At 69.9% G+C, this 23,012-nt stretch carries 19 protein-coding genes; 12 read left to right on the top strand and 7 right to left on the bottom strand.

What is annotated here, in order from left to right; all coding sequences use genetic code 11:
- Nucleotides 1–34: 34 nt before the first annotated feature.
- The 3 genes from KPL78_RS22975 to KPL78_RS22965 are packed head-to-tail and all read right to left on the bottom strand — an operon-like array spanning nucleotide 35 to nucleotide 3,148.
- Nucleotides 35–1,537 (bottom strand): M81 family metallopeptidase, encoded by a 1,503-nt coding sequence (locus tag KPL78_RS22975; protein ID WP_219765294.1) that lies wholly within the window; start codon nucleotides 1,535–1,537, stop codon nucleotides 35–37.
- Entirely contained in the window at nucleotides 1,534–2,019 is a 486-nt protein-coding gene (locus tag KPL78_RS22970; RefSeq protein WP_219765293.1) for a DUF6653 family protein, read from the bottom strand. Before KPL78_RS22970 ends, KPL78_RS22975 begins: the two co-directional genes overlap by 4 nt.
- Before the next feature lie 4 nt (nucleotides 2,020–2,023).
- A complete protein-coding gene (locus KPL78_RS22965; protein ID WP_219765292.1) occupies nucleotides 2,024–3,148 on the bottom strand; it encodes a threonine synthase in 1,125 nt (374 codons plus the stop codon).
- A 53-nt stretch (nucleotides 3,149–3,201) separates the two neighbouring features.
- Between KPL78_RS22965 and KPL78_RS22960 the strand changes: the two genes are divergently transcribed.
- Entirely contained in the window at nucleotides 3,202–4,299 is a 1,098-nt protein-coding gene (locus KPL78_RS22960) for a M20/M25/M40 family metallo-hydrolase (RefSeq protein WP_219765291.1), read from the top strand.
- 436 nt (nucleotides 4,300–4,735) lie between these two features.
- On the opposite strand, the gene KPL78_RS22955 is transcribed toward KPL78_RS22960, so the two are convergent.
- Both KPL78_RS22955 and KPL78_RS22950 read right to left on the bottom strand, forming a co-directional pair.
- Nucleotides 4,736–5,731, bottom strand: coding sequence for an asparaginase (locus tag KPL78_RS22955; protein WP_219765290.1), 996 nt, complete (start codon nucleotides 5,729–5,731; stop codon nucleotides 4,736–4,738).
- The gene (locus KPL78_RS22950; RefSeq protein WP_219765289.1) at nucleotides 5,728–6,987 is read right to left on the bottom strand and encodes a glycosyltransferase family 4 protein; all 1,260 of its coding nucleotides are present in this window, start codon (nucleotides 6,985–6,987) and stop codon (nucleotides 5,728–5,730) included. The genes KPL78_RS22955 and KPL78_RS22950 overlap by 4 nt, the downstream gene beginning before the upstream one ends.
- A gap of 128 nt (nucleotides 6,988–7,115) precedes the next feature.
- Between KPL78_RS22950 and KPL78_RS22945 the strand changes: the two genes are divergently transcribed.
- Both KPL78_RS22945 and KPL78_RS22940 read left to right on the top strand, forming a co-directional pair.
- Nucleotides 7,116–7,850 (top strand): SDR family NAD(P)-dependent oxidoreductase, encoded by a 735-nt coding sequence (locus tag KPL78_RS22945; RefSeq protein ID WP_219765288.1) that lies wholly within the window; start codon nucleotides 7,116–7,118, stop codon nucleotides 7,848–7,850.
- Nucleotides 7,851–7,933: 83 nt separating this feature from the next.
- On the top strand, nucleotides 7,934–8,407 hold the full coding sequence (locus tag KPL78_RS22940; protein WP_219765287.1) for a hypothetical protein: 474 nt from the start codon (nucleotides 7,934–7,936) through the stop codon (nucleotides 8,405–8,407).
- A 134-nt stretch (nucleotides 8,408–8,541) separates the two neighbouring features.
- On the opposite strand, the gene KPL78_RS22935 is transcribed toward KPL78_RS22940, so the two are convergent.
- Nucleotides 8,542–8,910, bottom strand: a complete 369-nt coding sequence (locus KPL78_RS22935) for a winged helix-turn-helix transcriptional regulator (protein ID WP_219765286.1) — start codon at nucleotides 8,908–8,910, stop codon at nucleotides 8,542–8,544.
- A 136-nt stretch (nucleotides 8,911–9,046) separates the two neighbouring features.
- On the opposite strand from KPL78_RS22935, the gene KPL78_RS22930 reads away from it, so the two are divergent.
- From KPL78_RS22930 to KPL78_RS22890, 9 genes are all read left to right on the top strand, one after another.
- Nucleotides 9,047–9,886: an SDR family oxidoreductase gene (locus tag KPL78_RS22930; RefSeq protein WP_219765285.1), complete on the top strand. Its 840-nt coding sequence runs from the start codon at nucleotides 9,047–9,049 to the stop codon at nucleotides 9,884–9,886.
- Between the two features lie 437 nt (nucleotides 9,887–10,323).
- Entirely contained in the window at nucleotides 10,324–10,551 is a 228-nt protein-coding gene (locus KPL78_RS22925) for a zinc-finger domain-containing protein (protein WP_219765284.1), read from the top strand.
- Between the two features lie 43 nt (nucleotides 10,552–10,594).
- Nucleotides 10,595–13,429, top strand: coding sequence for a DNA polymerase I (gene polA, locus KPL78_RS22920; protein ID WP_219765323.1), 2,835 nt, complete (start codon nucleotides 10,595–10,597; stop codon nucleotides 13,427–13,429).
- A gap of 1 nt (nucleotide 13,430) precedes the next feature.
- A complete protein-coding gene (locus tag KPL78_RS22915; RefSeq protein WP_219765283.1) occupies nucleotides 13,431–14,648 on the top strand; it encodes an MFS transporter in 1,218 nt (405 codons plus the stop codon).
- Between the two features lie 124 nt (nucleotides 14,649–14,772).
- On the top strand, nucleotides 14,773–17,031 hold the full coding sequence (locus KPL78_RS30895) for a hybrid sensor histidine kinase/response regulator (RefSeq protein ID WP_219765282.1): 2,259 nt from the start codon (nucleotides 14,773–14,775) through the stop codon (nucleotides 17,029–17,031).
- Nucleotides 17,032–17,128: 97 nt separating this feature from the next.
- Nucleotides 17,129–18,403 carry an imelysin family protein gene (locus KPL78_RS22905; RefSeq protein ID WP_369412828.1) on the top strand — a complete coding sequence of 425 codons (1,275 nt, stop codon included), beginning with the start codon at nucleotides 17,129–17,131 and terminating at the stop codon, nucleotides 18,401–18,403.
- Nucleotides 18,404–18,407: 4 nt separating this feature from the next.
- The gene (locus KPL78_RS22900) at nucleotides 18,408–19,775 is read left to right on the top strand and encodes a di-heme oxidoreductase family protein (protein WP_219765281.1); all 1,368 of its coding nucleotides are present in this window, start codon (nucleotides 18,408–18,410) and stop codon (nucleotides 19,773–19,775) included.
- On the top strand, nucleotides 19,775–20,812 hold the full coding sequence (locus tag KPL78_RS22895) for an imelysin family protein (protein ID WP_219765280.1): 1,038 nt from the start codon (nucleotides 19,775–19,777) through the stop codon (nucleotides 20,810–20,812). Before KPL78_RS22900 ends, KPL78_RS22895 begins: the two co-directional genes overlap by 1 nt.
- Nucleotides 20,812–21,894 carry a DUF1513 domain-containing protein gene (locus tag KPL78_RS22890; protein WP_219765279.1) on the top strand — a complete coding sequence of 361 codons (1,083 nt, stop codon included), beginning with the start codon at nucleotides 20,812–20,814 and terminating at the stop codon, nucleotides 21,892–21,894. Before KPL78_RS22895 ends, KPL78_RS22890 begins: the two co-directional genes overlap by 1 nt.
- A gap of 349 nt (nucleotides 21,895–22,243) precedes the next feature.
- Here KPL78_RS22890 and KPL78_RS22885 read toward each other — a convergent pair whose 3' ends face one another.
- Nucleotides 22,244–22,921, bottom strand: coding sequence for a lysozyme inhibitor LprI family protein (locus tag KPL78_RS22885; RefSeq protein WP_219765278.1), 678 nt, complete (start codon nucleotides 22,919–22,921; stop codon nucleotides 22,244–22,246).
- Between the last annotated feature and the right edge of the window lie 91 nt (nucleotides 22,922–23,012).

Genomic DNA, 23,012 nt, shown 5'->3' with positions numbered 1-23,012 from the left:
CGGTTCCAAACGGCCTCTTAGCGCATGGCCCGGTTCAGGGCCAGGACGCCTCGGCATCGATCGGCAGGACCGGGCGCGGCAAATGCTGCCAGTCGAAGCGGGTGAGGATGGGGGAGGTCAGGCCGGGGCAGTCCACCTCGACGATCTGCTCATGCTTGAAGAACTCATCGAAGCCGCCGCGGAAATGGCCGCGGGACTTCACCACCACCGCGCGCGAGGCGCCGATGTCGAGGCCGAGATGCTCGAAGAAGACCGGATCGGCGCATTGCGCACGGCCCTCCGTGACCACGACCGACAGACCGCCGATCTGCAGGCAGACGGTGCGCCCCAGCGTCATCGCCGTGCCGCGATAGATGCCGCGGCGCCCGGTGACGTTGCCGTCCGAGACGGCGCGCACCGTGGCCTCGACTGCGTAGTGCTTGCTGAACGGATCGTCGGCGGCCATGTCGCGGTTGAACCGCGCAGTGAAGCGCGCGCCGACACCGAGGCCATGCGCCTCCACCGCCAGTGGCGCGTCGAGCAGCATCCCGATCAGCGCATTGTCCACGCCGGCCTCGTGGAAGGCTTTGAGGATCCAGACGGTGTTGCCCCGCCCGCCGCCGCCCGGATTGTCGGCAACATCGGCGAAGGCGAGCGGAACCGGGCTCTCCTTGGCCCGGCGCACGGCCTCGTCGAGTGACGTCAGATGCGCGACGAAGCGCGCGCGACGATCCCAGGCGGCCTGCGCCAGCGTGTCGGCCGTCGCCTCGGCCGCGGCGGCATCCGTCGCGGTGACGATCACCGCCATGCCGTTGAACGGCGTATCGCCATAGGCGAAGCCGCCCATCACCGAGACATTGGCGATACGCGCGTCCTTCGCCGCCAGGTCCTGGCCGAGGTCGATCACCTCCGCATAGGGCCCCTGCGCCGTCAGCATGGACACGGTGGGTGCCACGATCGGCAGGCGGCGGAAGGCGCGTACGAAGCGTTCGCCCGCGAGCAACCGGCGCAGGAGCTGCGCGCTCTCCTCACCCCGCTCGCGCATGTCGAGATGCGGGTTGGTGCGGTAGCCGACGAAGGCGTCCACCGTCCCGACCATGCGTTCCGAGACATTGGCGTGCAGGTCGTAGGAACAGACGAAGGGGATGTCGCCGAGGATCTCGCGCACCATCGCCTGGATGGTGCCCTCGGGGTCGAGATCGTCCTCGGACAGCCCCGCGCCATGCATCACGCAATAGACGCCGTCCACCTGGCCCTTCGCGGCCTCCAGCCCGGTGCGCCAGATCGCCATCATCTCGGCAAAGAGGGGCGCGCGGACCGGCCCGTTGGGTTCCGCCATGGCGAGCAGGATCGGCACCGGCTGCCAGGGACCGGCGGCGTCCATGTCGGCGACGAAGCCCGGCATCTCAGCGAGCGCGCGCGGCGCGGGACTGCGGGCGTCGGTCACGATGGCCTCGCCCTCCAGCCAGCAGCGGCCGGTGAAGTCGGCACGCTCGGCAGGTGGGGCGAAGCGGTTGCATTCAATGGAAAAGCCCAGCAGGGCGATGCGGGGAATCATTCGCCTTCCTTCGTCATGTCCTGGTGCAGCCAGACCATGCGGTCGATGAACCACAACTTGGCCAGCATCGCCACGGCGACACCGGCAATCACGATCCAGCCGGCGCGCATGGCGAGCCCACCGATGGCCAGCAGCACCCCGGTGGCACCAATCGCCGAGAGAATGTTGGGCGCACGGCGATGATGCGCCGGCACCGGCGTTTCGTCGCGTGCCAGCCAAAGCCTTTCGCCGAGCACGCCGCGGGTCATCCAGGCGGTCTCGTCGCGCGGCGGGGGGAACAGCCGCGGATTGACCCAGAGCCAGGCGAGCAGCACCGCCATCGGCACCAGCGCCCACCAGCCGAGCCAGGCGCGGGACCAGATCGCCAGCGCCAGCAGCGGCAGGGCCGGCACACGCGTCCAGCCCGACCAGGGATTGGTGTGGCGCGCCCAGGCCGCCGCGTCCATGCAGAAGGCGGCGGCGATGCGGCGTTCCAGTGTCACGCGATCAGATCGCGACGCCGAGAAGCTCCGCGATGCGCGGCGTCGCCTTCAGCGCGGTGCCGGTCAGCACCACCACCGTCGTCTCGTCCGCCGCGATGGTCCCTGTCTCCAGCAGCTTCGCGAAGGCCGCGGCCGCCTGGGCGCTGGTCGGTTCCACATAGATACCGGTCTTCGCCAGGTAGAGCACCGCCGCGGCGATCTCCTCCTCCGACAGCATCACCGCGCCGCCCGCGCTGTCGGTCAGCACCTGGTTGACCTCCATGGTGCGCAGCGGCTGGGCGATGGCGGTGCCCTCGGCAATGGTGGGCTGGGCCGGAACGGGCGGCTCGGCCAGGAAGGCACGCGCGATCGGCGCGCAATTCGCCGGCTGGGCGGCGAAGATGCGCGGCAGGCGGTCGATCTCCCCGGCGCGCAGCAGTTCCGCGAAGCCGATGCCGCAGCCGAGTACGTTCGATCCCGCCCCACAGGGCACGATGACATTGTCCGGCGCGCGGAAGCCGAGGTCTTCCCACAGCTCATAGGCCAGCGTCTTGGTGCCGTGCAGGAAGAAGGGGTGCCAGTTGTGGCTCGCGTAGAAGATGCGCGCCGATTCCGCGAGCGCCGCATCCGCGCAATCCTGCCGCGTGCCCGGAATCAACTGGATCGTCGCCCCGGCGGCACGCGACTGCACCGTCTTTGCCGGTGACGTTGAAGCCGGCACGAAGATGGTGGCGTTCATGCCGCCGGCGGCGGCATAGCCCGACACCGCCGCGCCGCCATTGCCGGAGGAATCCTCCAGCACATCCATCACGCCCTGTGCGCGCAGCAGCGACAGCATCACCGACGCCCCGCGATCCTTGAACGACCCTGTCGGCATGAACCATTCGCATTTCAGCAGGGCCGAGGCCCCGCCGATGACGCGCGGCACCAGCGGCGTGCAGCCCTCTCCCATGCTGATCGGGTCTTCGGGCAGGAAGGGCAGCGCGGCGGCATAGCGCCAGATGGACCGCTCCTCGGCGCGGATCGCGTCGCGCGTGATGCCGGGCAGCGGCGTCAGCAGCAGCGGCGCCTGGTCGTCGCCGCACCAGCGCGGCGTGTCGAGCGGATAGGTGCGCCCCGAGCGGGGGTCGAGATAGGCAATGTCGGTCATGGCGGGGCCACCCTCGCTTGCCCGTGCGCGCCCGGCAAGGGATGCTGCGCCCCATGACCGAAGATGCCGATGCCGTGCTGCGCCTGGCCGCCGATCTGGTGGCGATCGACAGCCGTTCCGCGATCTCCAACATCCCCGTCGCCGATCGCATCGAGGCCGAACTGACTGGCTTCGAGATCGAGCGCGTGGACTACACCGATGCCAATGGCGTGGCGAAACGCGCCCTCGTCGCGCATCGGGGCCCGACCGGCGGCTACGCCCTGTCCGGCCACATGGACACGGTGCCGGAGACGGGCTGGACCGATCCGCCCTGGACGCCGCGCGTGATCGACGGCGTGCTGCATGGCCTCGGGTCGGTCGACATGAAGGGGCCGGTCGCCGCCTGCATCCTCGCCGCACGCGGCCTGCCCGCCGATGTTCCCGTGACGCTGCTGCTGACGACCGACGAGGAGACCAGCAAACAGGGTGCACGGGCCGTCGCGGCGTCGGGCTTCGCCCGTTCGCTGGGCCTGAAGGGCATCGTGGTCGCCGAACCCACCGGCCTCGCCCCCGTGCGCGGCCATCGCAGCCATATCGAGTACACCGCGGTCGCGACGGGGGTGCAGGCGCATTCATCAACCGGGCTTGGCACCAACGCGAACTGGGCGCTGATCCCCTTCCTCGCCGAGATGAAGACCGTCTTCGAGCGCCTGCGCCACGATCCGATCTTCCATGACAACGCCTATGACCCACCCTTCTCGGACTTCAACCTGGTGATCGACAATCACGGCACGGCGGTGAACGTGACCGTCGCCAAGGCCACCGCGCGCATCAAGTTCCGCCGCAGCCGCAGCATCGACTATGCCGGCATCGAGGCGGCGGTGAAGGATGCGGCGGAGCGCGCCGGCGTGATCCTGACCGAAAAGCGCGAAGGCCGTCCGCCGGAATTGCCGCTCGATCATCCGCTGGTCAGACTGGGCGAAGGTGTGACCGGGCAGGTCGCGCGCACCGCGCCCTACGGCACCGATGCGAGCGAGCTGCAGGACCTCGCCCCATGCCTGGTGCTGGGGCCTGGCAGCATCGCGACCGCGCATACGCCGCATGAATGTGTGGCTGTCGCCGACCTTGCAGCAGCGGTGTCGCTGTTCCGGAAGGTCCTGGGCAGCGCGTGATCCTGGGGAGGGGGCCGCTGCTCTGGAGGGCTCTCCGAGCCCAAGGCCTTCATGGTGATTGGGATAGTTCCGCGGGAGAAGATCGGAGGGGCTCTGCCCCAACCAACCATCCCGCCACCGGGGTCCCATTGACGCTGCTTTGCGGCGTCAATGGGTGCCCCTGGCGCTTGAAGCACTGGGCGCCGGGCAGAAGGGTCATGCCGTTCCCCTCGAAGCGCCCTGAGGGCGCAAGGGTGGATTTCGGCGTTCTTCATGCCAACGGCGCACGGCGCCAGGTGACGGTTTCCATGGGCCCCGCGGCCTTTGGCGGGATGGCTCGGAGGGGCAAAGCCCCTCCGATACCGGCAGTGAAGCCGCCAGCTATTCAGGATGGCCTCGCGGTCGATCGGACCTCGTAGGCGCCAGCCTGGCGGGAGGGTGTCCCTCCGGCAGCGCCCTACGCCGGCAAGGCGACCTTCACCGCCCCTACCGGATTCCCATTACTGTCCCGGATCTCGCCTTCAATGGCTTCGGCGAGACTCTCCGCTGCCTCCAGCAGCCCCAGCCGCCCGAGCAGGGCTGCGAAGACCCCCATCTTCCCGCGCGACGCCCCATCCGCGAACTTCACCGTGATGCCGATTCCGGCATCCGGTACGAAGCCGACGACATAGCCCTCCGCGCCGCCCTTCAGCAGCACGCGGCCCTGGGTTGCGCGCACGATCTGCCCGGTGGGCGATCCGCGGCCCGAGAGATGGTCCGGATAGGCCCGGATGGCGTCCTGCAACCGTCGGATCGCGGCGCGGCGGCTTTCGCTCGAGACCTTCGCCGCGGCCCAGCGCGCCGCGCCCTTCGCCATCGTCGCCATGGGCAGGGCGATCGCCGGCAATCCGCAGCCATCCACGCCGCGCGGCAGCTTCGCCGCATCCTCGCCGAGCAGTTCCGAGAAGGCTTCGAGGTACAACTTCTGCGCCGGATGGGCCGGGTCATTGTAGGACCCGATCGGCGCGCCGAGGTGCTTCGTCAGCGTCAGGAAGCCGCAATGCTTGCCGGAGCAGTTGTGATAGATGCGCGACCGGTCGCCGCCGGCGCGCCAGATCGCCGCCTGGTCGGCCTGGCTGCGCGGCATGTCCGGCCCGCAGACCAGCGCGGATTCGGTCAGGCCCAGGCGGTCGAGCCAGCCGCGCACCAGTGCCACCTGGAAATCCTCGGCGGAATGGGATGCGCAGGCCAGCGCCAAGTGTTCCTGGGTCAGCCCCGCCGCATCGGCCGCGCCCGTCTCGACCAGCGGGATCGCCTGGAACGGCTTCAGCGAGGAGCGCGGGAAGGTGACGAAGGACGGATCGCCCCAGGATTGCAGGATGCGGCCTTCGGCATCGGCCACCACGGCGATGCCCTGGTGGACGCTTTCCAGGAAGCCGCCGCGGCGGATTTCGGCGAGAGGAACGAAGGTCATGGCGTGGTCTCGGGAATGGCGTCGGTGCCGGGCCGGCCTTCCAGCACGGCATCGAACAGTTTCACCTGCTTCGGCAGGCAATGGGCGTGGAGGTCGAATTTCTCGAGCATGGTGCGCCGGGCCGCCTTGCGCAGCGGTTGGTAGCGATCGGGATTGGCGAGTGCATCGACCACCGTGTCGGCCAGGCGGGCATGGTCGAAGAAGGGCAGCAGGATGCCGTTCTCCTCGTGGCGCATCACCTCGGCCAGGGGCGGCGTGTCCGATCCGATGATCGGCGCCTCGCAGCCCATCGCCTCGACCAGCGACCAGGAGAGCACAAAGGGATAGGTGTAGTAGACATGCGCGCGCGTCAGGCGGAACAGCGCGACAAGGCCCTCATGCGGGATGCGGCCGGTGAAGTGGACGCGCGGCATGTCGAGCTTCGCGCCGACCTCTTCCATGATCACCTGTTTCCACGACCTGCCGTCGGCGGGCAGGCGGCCATAGCCGCGCTCCTCGCCACCCACGATCACGGCATGGGCTTTGGGGCGGCGGGCGAGGATCTCGGGCAGCGCGCGCATGAAGATGTCGAAGCCGCGATAGGGTTCGAGGTTGCGCGAGACGAAGGTGATGACCTCCTCCTCCTTCGACGCGACGAAGCCATCCGGCAGCTTGACGTTGGAGGCGCCGTCGGGCGTCGCGAAATTCGCATCCACCCCCTCATGCACCACCGAGGTCTTGGCGCGGATGAAGGCCGGATAGCGGCTGCGCTGCCACAGCGTCGGCGACACGCTCCAATCGGTCGCTTCGAGCGACGTCAACTGCGTCATGTTCAGCGTGCGGACGCGGGCCATCTCGTCCAGCGTCACCTCCTGCGACGGGTCGAAGCCGACATCGCCTCCGGTGGATTGGTAATAGAATTCGCAATATTGAAGCAGCTTCGCATCGGGAAAGACGTCGCGCAGGAAAAGGCCTTCGCCCCATCCCGGATGACAGCAGATGATGTCGGGCACGAAGCCCTTCTGCTTCAGCCCGACCAGGGCACGGGCGACAGCCTGACCGCGGCGCACGGCGGATTCGACGGGACGCAGGTAGCGATGGGTCTTCTCCCCGGCCCCTTCCGGCGCGGGATAGCGCAGATGCGTCGGGCCAGGCGGGGACTGGTTGGCGCGTTCGCCGAGGCCGACGACCCGCGCGCCCTTCCGCCGAGCGATGATGGGCGCGAGATGCCGATATTGCCCCGGGAAGTTCTGGTGAAGAAACAGCGCCTGGACCACCCGCGAGACTCCCCTTGCCGCGCCCCTGTTGCTTGATGCCGTCAATTGCGCGGAGGAGCAACCGCGGGCCCTGGCCGTGGAGGCCGTCGCGGGCCAGGATGCGCCCGCTTCAGACTGGAGAGACCGGCATGAATTTTGACTTCACGGGCAAGCGCGTTCTGGTGGCGGGCGGGAGCCGCGGGATCGGGCGGTCGATCGCGCTCGGTTTCGCGAAGGCCGGGGCGAAGGTCTCGGCCTGCGCGCGGGGCGCCGCGGACCTCGCAGCCTTGCAGGCGGAGGGCGTGGCCCATGTGAAGCCGACCGACCTTGCCGATGTCGCGCAGATCGGCGCCTGGGTCGCGGAGGCCGCGGCGAGTTTCGGCGGCGTCGACGTGCTGGTGAACAACGCGTCCGGCTTCGGCGCGCCGGATACCGAGGAAGCCTGGAAGCGCGGCCTCGACATCGACGTGATGGCGATCGTGCGCGCGACGCATGCCGCGCTCGATCACCTCAAGGCGTCGCGCGGCTGCGTGGTGAACACGACCTCGATCTCGGGCTATGCGCCGTCCACGCGCTCGCCGGCCTACGCGGCGGTGAAGGCGCTGGTCATCAACTACACCGCCTCCCAGGCCGCGATGTATGCCAAGGACGGCATCCGGGTGAATGCCGTCGCGCCGGGGTCGATCGAATTCCCCGGCGGGTCGTGGGAGAAGCGCAAGACCGACGATCCGACGCTCTACAACCGCATCCTGGCGGGCATTCCCTTCGGCCGGCTGGGCGAGCCGGAGGAGGTGGCGGATGTCGCGATGTTCCTCGCCTCGCCGCTGGCACGCTGGGTGACGGGCCAGACCATCGTGGTCGATGGCGGGCAGATGCTGACCTGATCCTGTACGGCTTGCGAAACGTTTCTGCTGCGGGAGGCTCCCCCCGACCCTAGGATGTCCGGGTCGGGACAAGGAGAATGGCCGTGAGGCGGATCGGTGCAATCGTGGCGATGGGCCTTCTCGGAGTGCTGGCGCGGCCGGTGGTGGCGCAGCAGCTCGATCCGCAAGTCGCCATGCCGCTGATGCAGTTGATCCAGGCGGCGGGTGCGCAGTGCCAGATGGGCAACCAGCAGGCCTGCGCCCTGGTGCCGCAGCTTCAACAGGCGGGGAACGAGCTGATGCAGGCGCAGTTCGGCTGCCAACAGGGCAATCCGCAGGCCTGCCAGATGTTCCAGGCCGGCGCGCAGCAGGTGATGATGGTCTGGCAGCAGAATTTCGGCGGCAACGCCATGCCGCAAGCGACCCAGCCCTATTCGCCGCAGCAGCAGGCCTGGGACCATCAGCAGCGGATGCAGCAGCAGCAGATGCTGTTCCAGCAACAACAGCAGCAATATCAGCAGCAGCAGCGCCAGAACGACATCCAGCACCAGCGGTTCATGGAGACGCTGCGGCGCTAGGGGTCTGTCTGGAAACGCGCCATGCGGCGCGTTTCCGCGCCCGACACCGGTCCGCACCCCCACCGCCCACCCAACGACCGTATGCGGTATTGGGTGGCCGGGTGCGGCCCGCTGCCGGAAGATCCAATTGAAGGCTATCCGCGCGGCGCGGCGTCATAGGCGCGCTGCGCCGCCAGCACGGCCGCCATGTTGCGCTCCGCCCAATGGGCCAGGGCGGAGACCGTCTCGGTCAGCGTCTGCCCGAGGGGCGTCAGCGCATATTCCACCGTGACCGGCACCGTGGCGAAGGCCGCGCGCGAGACCAGTCCGTCGCGCTCGAGTTTCTTCAGCGTCTGCGACAGCACCTTCTGCGAGATGCCGCTGATGTCGCGCCGCAGATGGTTGAAGCGCACCGGCCCGGCATCGAGCCGGTCGAGAATCAGCACCGCCCATTTGTCGGCCAGGCGGTCGAGCACCATTCGGGTCGGGCAACGCTCCTCATAGACGTCGTAGGGCTGGTCCATCCTGTGCCGTTCTCCGTGGCCGCCGGTTTCCCCGAGGGAACCATGTGACCTGCAAGTGCTCTCTTCTGCGTCGCCGCAACGGCGCGTATCTGTCCGTGGGAAACAAGGTTTCCATCGGAAACTAAGGAGAACGGAAATGGCAGGCAAGATCCTGGTCCTGGGCGCCACGGGCCATGTCGGGCGCCCACTGGTGCAGGCACTTCTGGCGAAGGGGGCGGCGGTGAAGGCCGCCTCGCGATCCGGCAGGCCGGTGGATGGCGCCGAAGGCGTGGTATTCGACTATGCCGACCCGGCCACCTTCGGCCCGGCCTTCGACGGCGTGGACCGCGCCTTCGTCCTGCTGCCCACCGGCAATGTGGCGATCACCGACCTGCTGCTGCCCGTCATTGCCGCCGCTGCGGCCCGCAAGGTGAAGGTGGTGCTGCAGAGTGTGCTTGGCGCCGATGCGGACGACGCTATCCCCTATCGCCAGGTGGAGATCGCCCTGGAAACATCGGGCACGCCCTTCGTCATCCTCCGCCCCAACTGGTTCGCCGACAATTTCCACACCTTCTGGAAGCCGGGCCTGGACCATGGCCGCATCGCTTTGCCCGCGGGCGAGGGCAAGTCGAGCTTCATCGACGCGCGCGATATCGCCGAGAGCGCCGCGGCGGCGCTGACAACCGACCGTTTCGACGGCCGCGCCTTCAACCTGACGGGGCCGGAGGCGCTCGGCTACGCCGATGCAGCGAAGATCCTGGCCAAGGTCGTCGGGCGTCCCGTGGACTATGAAGCCACGGACGACGCCGCCTTCGTCGCCATGCTGACCGGCGCCGGCGTGCCGGAGGTCTATGCACGGTTCCTGGCGACGATCTTCCACCCGGTGCGGGAAGGCTGGACGGCGGCGGTGACGGGCGACGTCGAAACGCTCACCGACCACGCGCCGCGGTCGCTGGCGACCTATGCCGCTGACCATGCCGTGGATTTGAAGGGCTGACGTTCGGGGTGGTTGCGTTGGAGAGGGGCGCCGCCCCTCTCCAAGCCTCTCCCCGCCAGGATGCTGGGCATCCTGGACCGCAGGCCATTGGCACCGGGCGCTACGGGACGTCGCAGCCCTCATGGCGCGGTCTGTGCGCCAAGGCGGGCCACGGCGTTGCTTCGGCCCGTGTCCATTGCCGGCACCACGCCGAAACCCGCTGCCGCGCACGCAGGGCGTTTGGCGGGGGCAGTGCGGCTGTCCTTGCCCAGCGCCAAAAGACTGCGGTCCAGGTGGCTGGGTGGTTTGGAGGGGCTGAACCCCTCCAACTGCGACAGTCGAAACACCGGGGCCACCAGCGGGCGTCGCGGCCTGTGGTCCAGACAGGGCCGAACCCCCTCTCTGGCCCCCCGCTGCCGTCCCGCCTATGCTGGCCGCCGAAGAAACTGAGGCCAGTCATGCGCGATCCCCTGATGACCGGATATACCCCCCACCTCGTGGAGGGCGTGACGCCCGAGCAGCGTGTCGAAGTGCATGCCCGCAAGGTGCCCTGCGACGGGGATGTCGCCGGCGCGCTCGGCCATCCGCGTATCTGGCTGACCATCACGGATCGTGAGGTGACTTGCCCTTATTGCTCGATCACCTACGTCCTCGCTGAGGGCGCAGGCGAGGACCATGGGCACTGACGAATCCCGCGCCCCCGAGGCCGGCCGGCCGAGGGGTGCCGCGATGGCCGAGGCGACCGCCGCCTCGGAAGCCTTGCCCGAGGTGAAGCCGGGCGAGCGCCACCTGATCCTGGTGGATGGCTCGGGCTACATCTTCCGCGCCTATCACGCGCTGCCGCCGATGACGAACCCGGAAGGCGTGCCGGTGAATGCCGTCTATGGCTTCACCACCATGCTGTCCCAGTTCCTCACCCGGCATGCGGCGAGCCACATTGCCGTGGTCTTCGATGCCGCGCGGCTGAATTTCCGCAACGAGATCTACCCCGAATACAAGGCGCACCGCCCCGACCCGCCCGAGGACCTGATCCCGCAATTCGCGCTGATCCGCGACGCGACGGATGCACTGGGCGTGTGCCGCGCGCAGCTCGAAGGCTTCGAGGCGGATGACCTGATCGCGGCCTATGCCAAGGCCTACCTGGCGGAGGGGCCGGGCCAGGTGACCATCGTCTCCTCGGACAAGGACCTGATGCAGTTGGTCCGGCCGGGGGTGCAGCTTCTCGACCCGATCAAGCAGAAGCCGATCCGCGAGCCCGAGGTGATGGAGAAGTTCGGCGTCACCCCGGACAAGGTGATCGAGGTCCAGGCTCTCGCCGGCGATTCCACGGACAATGTCCCCGGCGTGCCGGGCATCGGGATCAAGACCGCGGCGCAGCTCATCACCGAATATGGCGACCTGGAATCGCTGCTCGCCAATGCGGAGAAGATCAAGCAGCCCAAGCGCCGCGAGGCGCTGATCGAGAATGCCGAGAAGGCGCGCATCTCGAAGCGGCTGGTGACGCTGGACGATGCCGCGCCGCTGCCCTGCCCGATCGCGGACATGGCCGCGCGGCCGCCGGCCGATGGCCGGCTGGAAGCCTTCCTCAGGGCGATGGGCTTCCGCTCCATCCTCGCCCGCATGGGCAAGCTGGGGGACGGCGCCGAGCCCTCGCGCCGCGGCGGGACCCATCATGCCGTAACGCATGCTCCGGCCCCCGGCCCGGCGGCGCCCGACCTCGCCGTGCCCTTCGAGGGTTATGAGACCGTCACCACGGAAGAAGCCCTGGCCCGCTGGATCGCGGATTGCCTGGCCGCCGGCGTGATCGGCATCGATACCGAGACCGACAGCCTCGATGCGCGGCGCGCAAAGATGGTGGGCTTCTCGCTCGCCACCGCCCCGGGCAGGGCCTGCTATGTCCCGATCCGCCATGGCGGGGAGGTCGACATGCTGACCGGCCCGGCGCCTGAGCAGATCGCCCCCGAACGTGCCTTCGCCCTGTTGCGGCCACTGCTGGAAGACCCCACCGTGCTGAAGGTGTTCCAGCACGCGAAATACGACCTGGAGGTCTTCGCGCGGGAGGAGAATGGCGGCTTCACCGCCGTCGCGCCGGTCGACGACACGATGATGATCTCCTACGCCATGACGGCGGGGAAGCACGGGCAGGGCATGGATGAGCTGTCCGTCCTTTACCTCAACCACGCGCCCATCAAGTTCGACACGGTCACCGGCACCGGCAAGGCGCGCATCCCGTTCGGCCAGGTGCCGCTCGACAAGGCGACCGCCTATGCGGCGGAGGACGCCGACGTCACGCTCCGCCTGTGGCTGCTGCTGAAGCCGCGGCTGCGCGAGGAGACTGCCCTCGCGCTCTATGAACAGGTCGAGCGCCGCATGGTCGCCGTCCTGCGCGACATGGAGTCCGCCGGCATCAAGGTGGACGGCGCGGAACTCGCCCGCATCGGCGAGGATTTCGCGACCCGCCTCGCGGTGCTGGAGAAGCAGATCCATGCCCTGGCCGGGCGCGAGTTCAATGTCGGCTCGCCGAAGCAGCTCGGTGAGATCCTGTTCGACGAGATGAAGCTGACGGGTGGGCGCAAGGGCAAGACCGGCGCCTATTCGACCGATGCCTCGGTGCTGGAGGATCTGTCGGGGCAGGGCGTGGAACTCGCCGCCCGCGTGCTCGACTGGCGGCAATTGGCCAAGCTGAAATCGACTTATGTCGAGGCGCTCGCCGCGCAGATCGATCCGGTCGATCGGCGCGTGCACACCTCCTACGGCATGGCGGGGACCAGCACGGGCCGGCTGTCCTCGAACGACCCGAACCTGCAGAACATTCCGGTGCGGTCGGAAGAGGGCCTGCGCATCCGCCGCGCCTTCGTCGCCGAACCCGGCAATGTCATCCTCTCGGCCGACTACAGCCAGATCGAACTGCGGCTGCTGGCCCATCTCGCCGAGGTCCCCACCCTGCGCGAGGCCTTCGCGCATGGCGAGGACATCCACGCCCGGACGGCCGCGGAGATCTTCCACCTCGACCCCGGCAAGGTGGACAAGGAGGCGCGGCGCCGCGCCAAAACCATCAATTTCGGCATCATCTACGGCATGTCTGCCTTCGGCCTCGCCGGCCGGCTCGGCATCCCGCCCGCCGAGGGCCGGTCGATCATCGAGGCCTATTTCGCCCAATACCCCGGCATCCGGCAGGAGATGGAACGCTGCAAGGAGGAAGCCCGGACCAACGGCTTCGTCCGCACCCCCTTCGGCCGCAAGCTGTGGATCCCGGACATCGCGGCCAAGGACCCGGTGCGGCGTGCCGGTGCCGAGCGCGCCGCCATCAACGCTCCCTTCCAGGGGGGTGCTGCCGAGATCATCAAGCGCGCCATGGTCCGCCTGCCGCGCGCGCTGAAGCACTCCGGCCTCACGGCGCGCATGCTGCTGCAGGTACATGACGAACTGGTCTTCGAGGTGCCGGCGGCCGAGGTCGAGGCGACCTCAGCCCTGGTGAAGGACATCATGGAATCCGTCGCCAAGCTCCGCGTGCCGCTCTCGGTCGAAGTCGGCACCGGGCAGTCCTGGGCCGAGGCGCACTGACATGGCTGCGGGCTGGACGGCCGGCGAGCGGGCGACGCTTGCCCAGATCTGCGGTGCGCATTTCGTCAGCCACGTCCATGTCCTGACCCTGGCGCCGCTGTTTCCGCTGCTGCGGGACCAGATGCAGGTCGGCTATGTCGAGCTCGGCCTGGTGCTGACCGTCTTCAACGTGGTCTCGGCCCTGACCCAGGCGCCGATGGGCTTCGTCGTCGATCGCGCGGGGCCGCGACGGATGCTGATCGCGGCGCTGCTGCTCGGCGGTTGCGCCTTCGTGCTGGCGGGGCTGACCGGAACCTATGCCTGGCTGATCGCCGCCGCGGTCATGGCCGGGCTCGCCAACAGCGTCTATCACCCGGCCGACTACGCCATCCTGGGTTCGACGATGGCGGAACAGCGCGTCGGCCGCGCTTTTTCCATCCATACCTTCGCGGGCTTCCTGGGTGGGGCCATCGCGCCGGGCCTGATGCTCGGCATGGCGGCGTGGCTCGGTACCGGGGCGGCACTGGTCGCGGCGGGGGTGCTCGGGCCCATCGCCGCGCTGCCCCTGCTGGTCTCCCGCGCCACGGAGACCGCCCCGAGGCCTGTCGCGCGTCCCGCCGCGGCGGGGGGTTCGGCCCCGCGCTCGGTGCTGTCGCCCGCGGTGCTGGCCATGGCGGCCTTCTTCCTCACCCTCGCCATCTCGAACAGCGGCATCCAGAGCTTCGCCGTCGCCGCCTGGGTGGATGGGCGCGGCCTGTCGCTGACCCTCGCCAATGCGGCGCTGACTGCCTTCCTGTTCGCGAGTGCCATGGGGGTGCTCGCCGGCGGGGCGATCGCCGATCGCACGCGCAATCACGGGCTGGTCGCGGCGGTCGGATTCGGCTCCTCGGCGATGCTCCTGCTGCTGGCGGGGCATGGCGGGCTGCCGGGGGTCGCCCTCATGACGGTCATGGCGGCATCCGGGTTCCTCTCGGGCATGATCATGCCGTCCCGTGACATGCTTGTGCGTGCCGCCGCGCCGCCGGGCCAGGCGGGCGCCGCCTTCGGCATCGTCTCGACAGGTCTCAACCTTGGCGGGATGATCGCGCCTCCGCTCTTTGGATGGTTGTTGGACAGTGGCCGGACCAGCCTGGTTTTTACAGTCAGTGCCGCCGTCATGCTCGTCACGGTAGCAATGGCGCTGGCACAGGAATGGCGCCTGCGCCGTCAGCGCCAGCTCGAGGCGCTGCCCGCGGAATAGTCCGCCGCCTTCACCTGCTCTTGATGCAGTTTCGTGTCATACTGAACCGCTTTCAGGGGAGCGCAGGGGCGCAGCGCGGCATGGCATCGGGCCATGCCGGGCAGGGGCTGAGGAACAGGTTGGGGTGGTCAACCGACCCATCACGACGCGATTGGGTGAACGGTCGACGCGGCCTGGCGTCGTGTTGATCGCGGCCGTCGTCCTGCCTGCGCTGCTCTTCATTTTCCTGATCCGCCAGGACACCGAGACGCGCCGCGAGAATCTGCAGGAACAGGGCGCGATCGCCACCATGCTGGCGCGCGAGCAGACGCTGCGCCTGTTCGACAGCGGTCTCCTCGCGCTTGACCGGGCGGAGGACGCCACGGGCAGCCTGACTTGGGCGCAGATCCAGTCCCGGCGGGCGGCCGTGCAGGCCGATCTGAACCACATCAAGGCCTCCCAGGCCGCCGCTGTCGCCAGCCTTGCCCTGGTACGCCCGGATGGGCGCATCGCCGTGGCGAGCGGGGCCGATCCGCCACCAGGCCTCGATACCGGCGCGCTCGACGCCCTGCGCGTCGCGCGGGAAGGCCGACGCGGGATCAGCTTCGAACCCGCTCCGGCCGAGCTGCGCGGTCAGGAGGGCAACATCCTGATCGGCCGCAGCCGCGCGGCGGATGGCCGGCCCTTCGACGGCGCCCTGCTCGTTACGCTACGCGCTGATGCTCTGCTCGAAGCCTGGCAGCGCGCCGCCAACCAGCCGGGCGGCCGCTTCGCCCTTCTGCGCGACGACGGCGCCGTCCTGCTGCGCCAGGATGCCAGCCCGGCGATGCCGGCGGCGTTGGAGCCGGGCGATCCACTGCTGCGCGCCTTCGGCAGCCGCGACCGCCAGGCGCGGCCCCTGACCGGCGACCCGTTCCATGACGGGCAAGCGCAGCTCATCCTCTGGCGCCGGGTGGGCGATCTGCCGCTACGCATCGTCTATACGGTGCCGGCGCGGATCGAGCAGCGGATGGCCCTCGCCTCCCTGGCGGTGAGCGGGATCATCTGCCTCGGCGCGGGATTGCTGCTGGCGTTGCTCGCGGTCACCGGCCGGCGCCGCGTGCTGCGCGACCAGCAGACCCTGGCGCGGCTGGAGGCCAATGCGGCGGATCTGCGGGCCGAGATCGCGCGGCGCGAGGCTGCCGAGGAAGGGCTGCGCGCCGCTCAGCGCATGGAGGGCCTCGGCCGGCTGACCGGCGGCGTCGCGCACGACTTCAACAACCTGCTGACGGCCATCCTCGGCACGGTGCGGGCGCTCGAACGCCATCTCGGGGCACGCACGGATGAACGCACGCGGCGCCTGCTGAGCGCGGCGGTCGCGGCTGTAGATCGCGGGGCGCGGCTCAACGCCAGCCTGCTGGCTTTTGCGCGTCGCCAGCCCCTGGTGCTGGCAACCGTCGACGCCAATGCGCTGGTGCAGGATTTCCGACCACTGCTGCGCCGGGCCCTTGACGAATCCGTCTCACTGGAACTGTCGCTGGACCATCGCCTGCCGCCCTGCCGCGCCGATGCCGCGCAGCTCGAAGCGGCCCTGCTGAACCTCGCCATCAACGCGCGGGATGCCATGCCGCGCGGCGGCGCCATCCGCATCGTGACCCGCCGCGCCTGGCTGCAGGAACAGGCGCTGGCGGGCAATCTGGAAGCGCAGCCCGGCCCCTATGTCGCCATCGAGGTGCGCGACACCGGTGAGGGTATGCCGGCCGACGTCCGCGATCGGGCCTTCGAGCCCTTCTTCACCACGAAGAAGGACGGGCACGGCACGGGGCTCGGCCTGTCGCAAGTCTTCGGCTTCGTGCGCCAGATCGGCGGGCATGTCGCGATCCAGTCGACCCCGCGGCGCGGCACCACCGTCACGCTGTACCTGCCGCTGGGGTCGGAGATCGAGGCCGCGGCCAATCGCGCCGCCGCCGCCGCCGCCGCGGCCGGTGCGGCGCAGGTGTCGGGCGAAGGCGTCTCCGTGCTGGTGGTGGAGGACGAGCCCGCCGTGCGTGCCGTGGCGGTGGAGATGCTGATGGATGCCGGCTTCTCCGTCCTCGCCGCGCCGGACGGTCCGACGGCGCTGCAACTGCTTCGCGAAGGCGTGGCCGTCGACATCCTCTTCTCGGACGTCGTGATGCCGGGCGGGATGAGCGGCGTGGACCTCGCGCGCGAATCCCGCAAGCTGCGGCCGGGTATCGGCGTACTGCTGGCCTCCGGCTATGCGGCCGAGGCGCTGGACAAGCATGGCGGCGCGGGCGGTTTCGACCTCATCAGCAAGCCCTATGACTTCGATGTCGTGTTGACGCGCATCAACGCCCTGGCGCGCCGCGGGCGCGGCGCGGCACAGATGGTGGGGCTGCAGACGGCGCTGGCGCGGCGGCGGTGACGCCTGCACACGTTCCTGAAGCCGCTGTCATGTTTGCGACTGAGTGTCATTTGCGCTAGTTTGCCGCCCTCGTCGCCCGCTTCCACGGAGCAGCACCGTGATCATCCGTCGTGCCCTTCTGGCCACCGCCCTGGTCGGCGCGGCGCCGCCTGCCTTTGCGCAGGCCCAGCCCGCGAAGCGGGCCATCCTCGCCACCTATGCCGATATCGCCGCGGCGACCTATGCCGATGCCCTGACCGGCGCCAAGGCCCTGCAGCAGGCCGTTGCCCGCCTGGTGGAAGCGCCGTCCGAGGAGACCATGGCGGCGGCGCGCCGGGCATGGATCGCCTCCCGCCCCGCCTATCAGCAATCCGAGGTCTATCGCTTCGGCAATCCCATCGTCGATGAATGGGAAGGCCATGTGAATTCCTGGCCGCTCGACGAGGGGCTGATCGACTATGTCGACACCGAGCGCTACGGCGACACCAGCGACGAGAACCCGCTCTTCACCGCGAACATCATCGCCTCGCGCCAAATCACCCATGCCGGCGAGATGATCGACGTCAGCACCATCACGCCCGAGGTGCTGACCCGCCTGCACGAGGTCGGCGGCGTCGAGGCCAATGTCACCATCGGCTACCACGCCATCGAGTTCCTGCTCTGGGGCCAGGACCTGAACGGCACCGGCCCGGGGGCGGGAAACCGCCCCTATACCGACTACGTCCGGGGCGAGGGTGGGACCGGCGGCAACCAGGACCGCCGCGCCGCCTATCTGACCACCGTCACCGGCATGCTGGTGAATGAGCTTGAGACCATGGCCGCCAACTGGGCCCCGAACGGCGCCGCGCGACGCGCGCTGACCGCGCGCGGGTCGGATGCCGGGCTGGTCGCGATGTTCACCGGCATCGGCAGCCTGGCCTATGGCGAACTGGCCGGCGAGCGCATGAAGCTCGGCCTGATGCTGCATGACCCGGAGGAGGAGCATGACTGCTTCTCCGACAACACGCATAACAGCCACTTCTACGACGTGGTGGGCATGCGCAACGTCTATCTCGGCGAATACCACCGCATCGACGGGTCGGTCGTGCGCGGGCCGTCGCTGTCCGACTTCGTGCGCCACGCGGCCCCGGCGCTGGATCGCGAGATGCGCCAGCGGCTGGATGCGACAGTCGCGGCCTTCCAGGCCATCAAGACGCGCGCCGAGACGGTCGAGGCCTATGACCAGATGATCGGCGAGGGCAACTCCGAGGGCAACGCGCTGGTCCAGGCCGCGATCGACAAGCTGCTGGAGCAGACCCGCACGGTCGAGCGCATCATGGCCGCCCTGCGCCTGCGCGCGGCCTTCGAAGGGTCGGAGAGCCTCGACAACCCCGCGGCGGTGCGGCGGCGCTGACGCCATGCGACGGTTGATGCTGCTGGCGGGCGCCGCGCTGTGCGCCGGCGCGCTGGCGGCGCAGGACGGGGCCGACCCGTCGGAGCTGATGCCCGGCGGCGCGGCATCGGTACGCGTGTCGCGGGATGCGCGGGCTTTCTCCCAGAACTCGGCGACGCTGCCCTTCGACCGGCAGCTCGATTTCCGCGTCGGCGACGGGGTATTCCGCAAGCTGTGGGTGTCGGCACCGTCTTCCACCACCAGCTCGGACGGTCTCGGGCCGCTCTACAATGCGCGGGGCTGCCAGTCCTGCCACCTGCGCGACGGGCGCGGCCGGCCGCCGGAGGTTAATGAGGCCGCATCCTCCCTGCTGGTGCGTATCGGGGGGGCGGATGGCTCACCCGACCCGGTCTATGGCGGGCAGTTGCAGACCTTCGGCGTCCAGGGTCATCCGGCCGAGGGTCGGGTGCATCCCGACTGGACCGAGGAGGAGGTGCCGCTCGCCGGCGGCGAGGTCGCGCATCTGCGCCGCCCGCATTGGCGCATCGATTCCTGGGGCTATGGCGATCCGATGCCGGGGCTGCGCCTGTCCGCGCGCATCGCGCCGCCGATGATCGGGCTCGGCCTGCTGGAAGCAGTGCCGGAGGCGGAAATCGTTGCGGGCGCCGATCCGGAGGATGGCAACCGTGACGGCATCCATGGCCGCCCGGCCTATGTGACGAGCAACTTCCATGGCGGCCGCCCGATGCTCGGTCGCTTCGGCTGGAAAGCGCTGGCACCGACCATGGAAGACCAGATCGCGGACGCCTTTCGCGCCGATATGGGCTTGTCCACGACGCTGCATCCCGAAGGCTTCGGCGAATGCACCGAAGCCCAGACCGCCTGCCGCGAAGCGCCCAATGGCGGCGAGCCCGAGGTCGAGCCGCGCCTCTTCACCCTGACCGCCTTCTATGCCCGCAACCTCGGCGTCCCGATGCGGTCCGCGCCATCGCCGGAGGCGCTGCGCGGCCGGGTGCTCTTCCGCGAGGTCGGCTGTTCCTCCTGCCATCGCCCGTCCTTCACCACGGGCCATGTCGAAGGCCGGCCGGAGCATTCCGGGCAGCGCATCTGGCCCTATACCGACATGCTGCTGCACGACATGGGCGACGGCCTCGCCGACGACCGTGCCGAGGGCGATGCCAATGGCCGCGAATGGCGCACCGCGCCGCTCTGGGGCCTGGGCTTCACGCGCATCGTCAGCGGTCACACGCAGATGCTGCATGACGGCCGCGCCCGCAACGCGCTCGAGGCCATCCTGTGGCACGGTGGCGAGGCACAGGCGGCGCGCGACCGCGTGGCCGCGCTGTCCCCTGCCGACCGCGCCGCCCTGCTCGCCTTCCTGGACAGTCTCTGATGACAACACGCCGCGCCCTATTCGCCGCCATGCTCGCCGCGCCGGCCGCGGCACGCGCGCAGCCCTCGGATGACGCGCTGCGCCGGACCATCCGCCGCGTCATGGCCGAGCACATCATTCCCGGCGCGAATGCCTTCGCGGAGGCCGCGCAGGGCTTCGCCACGGCGACCGCGAACCCTGTGCCACCGGATGGCGCCCGGGCCGCCTGGGTGGCGGTCTCGCTTGCCTTCCAGCGCATCCGGCATCTGCGCTTCGGGCCGCTCGACGAGTTCGATCGCGGGCTGCGCATCGACTTCTTCCCCGATGTGCGCAACAGCATCGGGCGCGAGATGGGCGAGCTGCTGCGCGCCGCCGACCCGGCCCAGGTCACGCCCGAGGCCTTCCAGCACGGCCGAGTTGCCGCGCAGGGCCTGCCGGCGGCCGAGCGCCTGCTGTTCGGCGACGACGCACCGCGCCTCGCCGCGCCGGATCAGCCTTTCCGCCGTGTGCTGCTGGCGGCGATCGGGGTGAACCTCGCCACCATGGGCGACGCGATGCGGACCGAGTGGCAGAGCTACGGCCCGATCCTGGAAGGCACGCCGACCGGCGGCTATCGCATCCCGCAGGACGGCATGCTGGTGCTGTTCAAGACGCTGGTGGGCGGGCTGGAATTCCTCGCCGAGCGCCAGGTGGCGCGGGTGCTGGGGCCCTCGGCGCGCGAGGCTTTCCCGCGCCGCGCCGAGGCCTGGCGCAGCGGGGAATCGCTCGCGCTGGTGCGGGCTTCCCTGGCGGCGCAGCAGAACTACTGGGCGACGGGTTTTGCGCCGATGCTGATCGGCGGCCAGGCGGCCCTGGCGCGCGAGGTGACCGACGGCTTCGCCCAGGCCGAGGCGGCCGCCGCGCGCATCACGCCGTCGCTGGAAGTCGCCGTGGTGCAGAACCGCGCGCCGGTCGAGGAGCTGCTGCGCATCCTCGGCCCGCTGCGGCGGCTGATCGCGGATCGCGTCTCGGCGGCGCTGGATCTGCCCGTGGGCTTCAACTCCATGGATGGCGACTGATGGCACGCTTCGGACGCCGGGCCGTCTTCGGCCTGATCGGCTTCGCGGCCGCCGCACCGGCAATGGCCGCGAGTCCCGCCTATCTCTCGGCGGCCGCGGATGAGGACGGCCGATGGCGCGCCGTGGCCTTCGGGCTGGACGGCGCGCCACGCTTCGACGTGCCGCTGCCGGCGCGGGGGCATGGCGCGGCGGTGTCGCCGGATGGCGGCGTGGCGGTCCTGTTCGCGCGGCGGCCGGGCAGCTTCGCCCTGCTGCTGCATCCGGCGAGCGGGCGCGTCGGCGAGACCATCCCCCGCGCGACGGGGCGCTGGTTCTGCGGCCATGGCTGCTTCTCGGCCGATGGCGACCTGCTGTATGCGACCGAGCTGGACGAGGCTGGGGACGGGGTGGTCGGCATTTATGCCGCGACGCGCGGCTTCGCGCGCATCGGCGAGTTCCCCACGGGCGGCGCCGATCCGCACGACATCCGCCTGACGCCGGATGGGCGTGCGCTGTGGGTTGCGAATGGCGGCATCCGCACCGATCCCTCCGTGCCGCGGGCGCGGCTGGATCTGGAGACCTTCGACAGCGATGTCACCCTGCTGGACGCCGCGAGCGGCCGGAAGCTGTCGCGCCGGGTGTTGGAAGGAGAGGAGAATGCGCTGTCCCTCCGCCACCTGGCCCTGGATGCGACGGGTGTGCTGTTCGTCGCCATGCAGCATGAAGGGCCGCGCTTCGAGCGCCCCGCGCTGATCGCCGCGACGACCGCGGACGACATCACGCCGCTGGACGGGTCGGATGCGCTGTGGCGGGGCCTGGATCACTACACGGGCAGCGCGGCGGCCGGCCAGGGCGGCGAGGTCATTGCCGTGACCAGCCCGCGCGGCGGCCGCGGCGTGCTGATCGAGGCGCAATCGCGCCGCGTGCTCTCGGAATTCGCCATGCGCGACGGCTGCGGCGTGGCGGCGGCGCCGGGCGGGTTCGTGGTGACGTCGGGTCTCGGTCAGGTGGCACTCGTGGGCGTAACGGCAGCGCCGGCGGATCTCGGTGCGGCGTGGCTGTCACGGCTGCGGTGGGACAATCACCTCGTGCCGCTTGGCTGAGCGAGGCCTGGAGAAGGGCTGCCCCGATACGTCTGATGTGGCCGTTGGAGGGGCTTTGCCCCTCCAAGCCACTCCAGCAAAGGCCGAAAGGCCTTTGCAAACCTCCACTTGGCGCTGCGCGCGACTGGCGGAATGCGTGCCGAAACGACATTTGCGCACGAAGCGCGCTCAGCGGATGGAGTATGTCCGTTCTGCCCAGCACCAATAGATTGCGGTCCAGGGGCTCCAAGCCCCTGGCGGGGTGGTTCGGAGGGGCGGCGCCCCTCCGATTTCCGGCAGCAGAGTCAGGGGGACCATCAGGAAGGCCTTACGGCCTTTGCTGAAGCGGGTTCCAAGGCCCCTCTCCGGTTCACCCCGCCGCCCGGCGCCGGATTTCCGCCTGAGCGTCCTCCATCGTCTCCTGCAAGCAATCGAGCGGCAGGCGCCCGGGGCTCCGCGCGCAGGCGTCCCGTGCCGCGATGTAGCGGGACAGAAGCGTTTCGAGTTCGGCGAGGGCTGCCGGGTTGCGCGCCAACCTGCTCCGCGCGGCTTCGGCATCGCGGATGACCGCGGCATCGAGGTCGCGCATGCCGGGCGTGGCGCAAACCTGCGCCGCGACCCAGCCCGGCGTGCCGGGGCAGGCGATCGGGCGCAGGGTCGTGGGCGCCGGCGGCGCGGCCGGGGCGGGCTTGGCGTCGGGCAGGGCGGCGGTCTGGGTCATCGCCTCCAGGTCGCGGGCGCGGATGCGCATGACGCGGCGCAGGCAGGATTGCGCCTCCCGCGCCTGGGGGCCTTCGCAGCGGCGGCGATCGGCCAGCCAGGTGCGCTGATCGGCCTGGAGCTGGGCGCGCTGGTCGGGCGCTGCCGTCGCCGTCGCCGCCCGCCAGGCTGCGGCGATCCGGCGGTCAAGCTCCGCGAGGTCTGCCTGGGCGCAAATCTGCCGTTCGTCCCAGGCGCGGGCCTGGCGGCAGTCGAAGGACGGCCCGGACTGCGCCAATGCGGGCAGGGGCAGCAGGGCCAGGGCGGCGAGGATCAGGGCGCGCTTCATGGCGCGCAGACCAGCACGGGCCGGGTCCGCGCGTCCATCGCGCCGGTGCCCTATCCGCGCCGCGCGTCCTGCGCCACCCTGCGGCCGGAAA

This window comes from Roseomonas alba, assembly GCF_019430885.1.
In the GTDB taxonomy this organism is placed as follows: domain Bacteria; phylum Pseudomonadota; class Alphaproteobacteria; order Acetobacterales; family Acetobacteraceae; genus Neoroseomonas; species Neoroseomonas alba.
Note: the sequence above shows the minus strand (reverse complement) of the source record. Positions and strands in the feature narration are given on the sequence as shown.